A 3,514-nucleotide genomic window follows, 5' to 3' on the forward strand; every position below is an offset into this window, starting at 1 on the left:
CCCCCACCCCCTGCGGCAACAGCCAGAACACGGATGACACCGAATCCACGGAACCCACACGGATAAGCCAAGCGCGCTTTTGGCTTATCCGTGTTTTTTCGGTGCCTTTCCGTGATCTCCGTGTTCCGGCTGTTGCCGTTGCTTTTGCTTTTTCGGAGCCTGCCCCCCGCCCCCTGCGGCAACAACCGCCGAGGCCTCCGAGCCGCCAGCCCCCGATCGGCAGCTATTGCCGACCTCGGGTCTCCTCGGTCACCGGAAACGGCACCTCGCAGTATAAGCTAAACACAAGCAAAACAATCACTTAGAGAAAATATCCCGGTCGGGCCATTCGTGGCCCGACCGTTGCTTTTTACCCTCGTGAGTTCGTGTACCCTCTACCCACCACGATCATGCCCGGACCCGTTCGAACCAATGGGATGAGCAGTGCCGCCGCCGCCATGCAGATGCTGGAGCGGAAGCAGCAGGTGCTCGCCAACAACCTCGCCAACGCCTCCACCCGCGGCTTCAAAGCGGAAACGGCGTTCGCACGGCTGATGGACAACCAGCTCGCCAAGACCGATACCGCCCTCGACCTCACCGCCGGCTCCCTGACCGAGACACACAACAGTCTCGATCTCGCCGTCGAGGGCGACGGGTTCTTCGTGACCCAGACCCCCAACGGCGAACGGTTCGTCCGCAACGGCAGCTTCCGGCTCGACACCGACCGCCAACTCGTGGACGAACGCGGCAATCCCGTGCTTGGCGAGGAGGGACCGGTCGTGCTCCCCGCGGGCACCGTGGAAATCGGCAAGGACGGCTCCATCACCGTGAACGGACGGCCCCTCCAACGGCTGCGGCTCGAGCGCGTGGCCGATGGGGCGCAGCTCCTGCACGAAGGCGGGACCCAGTTCGTCCCCGACGCGTCGCGTCAGGCCATTCCGCCCGCCGAACGCACCGTGCGGCAGGGTTTCCTCGAGGAATCCAACGTCAACACGATGTCGGCGATGACCGACATGCTCGCCGTGCTGCACCGCTACGGTGCCGCCCAGAAGGCGCTTTCGACCATCGATGCCGCGCGCGGGATATCCGTGAACGACCTCGCCAAGCCCGTTTAAGGAGAAGAGACCATGGATCCCGCACTCCGCGCCGCCGCTACCGGCATGATGGCGCAACAGACCCGCACCGAAATCATCGCGAATAACCTCGCCAACGTGAACACGCCCGGCTTCAAGCGGAGCCGTGCGCACTTCGAGGACCTGCTGTATCAGACGGTGCAGGATCAGGCCATCCTCGGCGAGACCGCCACCAACACCACCGCCGCCATCCAGGTCGGACGCGGCACACGCCTCTCCGGCGTGCAGCGCATGCACGAGCAGGGGCCGCTCGAACAGACCAACCGCAATCTCGACGTCGCGGTCGAAGGCGAAGGCTTCTTCCAGATTCAGCTGCCCAACGGCGAGACCGCCTACACGCGCGACGGCAGCTTCCAGATCTCCGATCAGGGGCAGCTCGTGACGAGCGCCGGCTACGGCCTGCAGCCGCCCATTCAGATCCCGATCGACGCCGCCGAGCTCACCATCTCGAACACCGGCATCGTGTCCGTACGTCGCGGCAACGATATCCAGCCGACCGAACTCGGACGCATCGAGATTGCGCGCTTCGCCAATCCGTCGGGGCTCATGTCGCTCGGGCAGAACCTGCTCGCGCCCACCGCGGCCTCAGGGCAGCCGGTCGTCGGCTTCCCGAACGACGAAGGCATGGGACGCTTGCAGCAAGGCAGCCTCGAAGGCAGCAACGTGGAAATCGTGACCGAGATGGTCGAGATGATCGCCGCCATGCGCGCCTACGAGATCAACTCGAAAGCCATCAAGACGGCCGACGAGATGGGTCAGATCGCCAACAACATCTCCCGATAGTTCGCCGCATGAAACCCGCGTTCCTGCGACTCGTGGTGACGGTGTTCATGCTGGCCGGCGCGGCCTCCGTGCTCGGTGCGCAGTCGCGGACGATCACGGTCTCCGTGGCCGCACGCGCCCTCGCGCGCGGCGATACGCTGCAAGCCAGCGACATCGCGACCATGGACACCACGGTCGTGTGGCGCTGGACCACGATCGCCCCCGACACCACGCGCGCGCTGCCCGGCTGGGTGACCCGCCGCCATATCGCCCAGGGCGAAGTGTTGCGGGCACCGGCGGTCATGCCCCCACCGGTCATCACCATGGGCACGCGCGTCACCGCGATCTGGCAGGATGGCCCGCTGCGTGTGGTCGTCACCGGCATCGCCACCAACACCGCCAGCATCGGCGCACCCGTGGGTGTTCGCATCGATCCCACCCGTCGGCTCGACGGCGTTGCCGCCGGGCCCAATACCGTTCGCCTCCGTTGAAGACCCCTCAGGTGAGAACCGTCTCTATGACTCCCACGCGTCTGCTCGTCACCACGAGCGTCGCTGTTGCCCTCGCGTTCGCCGCGCGCCCGCTGTCGGCGCAGGCCGCCGGGGCGACACCGCCGACGCCGCCGGCTACCGCCGGCGCACAGGCCGCCCCCACGACCGCAAGCGCCACGACGGTGCCGCCGGTCGCCCCCATCAAGCCGCGCGAATCGTGGACCGCCGATCGTCGCAACTTCGTGGTCGGTGACATCATCACGATTCTCATCGACGATTACACGATCTCCACCGCCGTGAAGGAGAACACGGCCACCGACAACCGCACCCGCGGCTTGTCGGTGAACGCCAGACTGCCAACCAGTTCCAAACAGGTCGGCCTCGATGCGCGCAATACCGCCGATCAACAGCAGCGTGGACAGGCGCGCCGAGAGAATCGCTTCCAGAACGAAATGAGCGTGCGCGTGGTCGCGGTGGGACCGAACGGCCTGCTGCAGGTCAAAGGCACGAAGAAGATCGACGTCGACCAGGCACTGCAGGACATCGCCTTTACCGGCTGGGTGCGCGCACAGGATGTGTCCACGTCCAACGTGATCGAGTCGAGCCGCGTGGCCGACGCACAGCTGGGATACGCCTCGCCGGGACCGCTCGGCAAGCCGAAGCAAGGCATGATCACGAAGATTCTCGGAGCGTTCTGGCCATGACCACCACTCACGCGCGCCAGTTCGGCGCGAAGATCGCCCGCGCCCTGCTCGTCTCCGCAGGCCTGCTGTTGTTGCCGGTGATGGCACGCGCGCAGAACGACATCAAGATCCGCGATCTCACCAGCGCCGAAGGCGCGCTGCCGGTACGCCTGGTGGGCTACGGCCTTGCCGTCGGACTCGATGGCACCGGTGATCGCGCGATCGGCGGACAGACCGCCGGCCCCACGATTCAGAGCGTCATCAACATCCTGCGTCGCTTCAACATCGAAGTGCCGGCCGATCTGATTCGCATGCGCAACGTGGCCGCCGTCCTCGTGACCGCCGAGGTGTCGCCGTATCTGCGCGCCGGCGGCCGCTTCGAAGTGAACGTCGCCTCCATGGGTGACGCGCGCTCGCTGCGCGGCGGCACGCTCTACATGACGCCGCTGGTCGCCGATGCCAGCGG

At 66.2% G+C, this 3,514-nt stretch carries 5 protein-coding genes; all 5 read left to right on the forward strand.

All coding sequences use genetic code 11. The features are described 5' to 3' along the window. Positions 1-416: 416 nt before the first annotated feature. Positions 417-1,094, forward strand: a complete 678-nt coding sequence (locus ACIRA7_RS15845; protein WP_396221804.1) for a flagellar hook-basal body protein — start codon at positions 417-419, stop codon at positions 1,092-1,094. Positions 1,095-1,106: 12 nt separating this feature from the next. Continuing rightward, entirely contained in the window at positions 1,107-1,895 is a 789-nt protein-coding gene (gene flgG / locus ACIRA7_RS15850; RefSeq protein WP_396221805.1) for a flagellar basal-body rod protein FlgG, read from the forward strand. 8 nt (positions 1,896-1,903) lie between these two features. Further along, complete coding sequence (gene flgA / locus ACIRA7_RS15855) at positions 1,904-2,365, forward strand: flagellar basal body P-ring formation chaperone FlgA (protein ID WP_396221806.1); 462 nt, start codon at positions 1,904-1,906, stop codon at positions 2,363-2,365. 26 nt (positions 2,366-2,391) lie between these two features. Beyond that, positions 2,392-3,069 (forward strand): flagellar basal body L-ring protein FlgH, encoded by a 678-nt coding sequence (locus tag ACIRA7_RS15860; RefSeq protein WP_396221807.1) that lies wholly within the window; start codon positions 2,392-2,394, stop codon positions 3,067-3,069. Then, positions 3,066-3,514, forward strand: a 449-nt coding sequence (locus ACIRA7_RS15865; RefSeq protein WP_396221808.1) for a flagellar basal body P-ring protein FlgI, incomplete at its 3' end; no start/stop codon positions are given. The genes ACIRA7_RS15860 and ACIRA7_RS15865, both read left to right, overlap by 4 nt.

Source organism: Gemmatimonas sp., assembly GCF_044376735.1.
Taxonomy (GTDB): Bacteria; Gemmatimonadota; Gemmatimonadetes; order Gemmatimonadales; family Gemmatimonadaceae; genus Gemmatimonas.

Bases quoted from the DNA above. Each gene is read 5' to 3' on its own strand.
- ACIRA7_RS15845 (WP_396221804.1), top strand. From the start codon at position 417: ATGAGCAGTGCCGCCGCCGCCATGCAGATGCTGGAGCGGAAGCAGCAG.
- flgG (WP_396221805.1), top strand. From the start codon at position 1,107: ATGGATCCCGCACTCCGCGCCGCCGCTACCGGCATGATGGCGCAACAG.
- flgA (WP_396221806.1), top strand. From the start codon at position 1,904: ATGAAACCCGCGTTCCTGCGACTCGTGGTGACGGTGTTCATGCTGGCC.
- ACIRA7_RS15860 (WP_396221807.1), top strand. From the start codon at position 2,392: ATGACTCCCACGCGTCTGCTCGTCACCACGAGCGTCGCTGTTGCCCTC.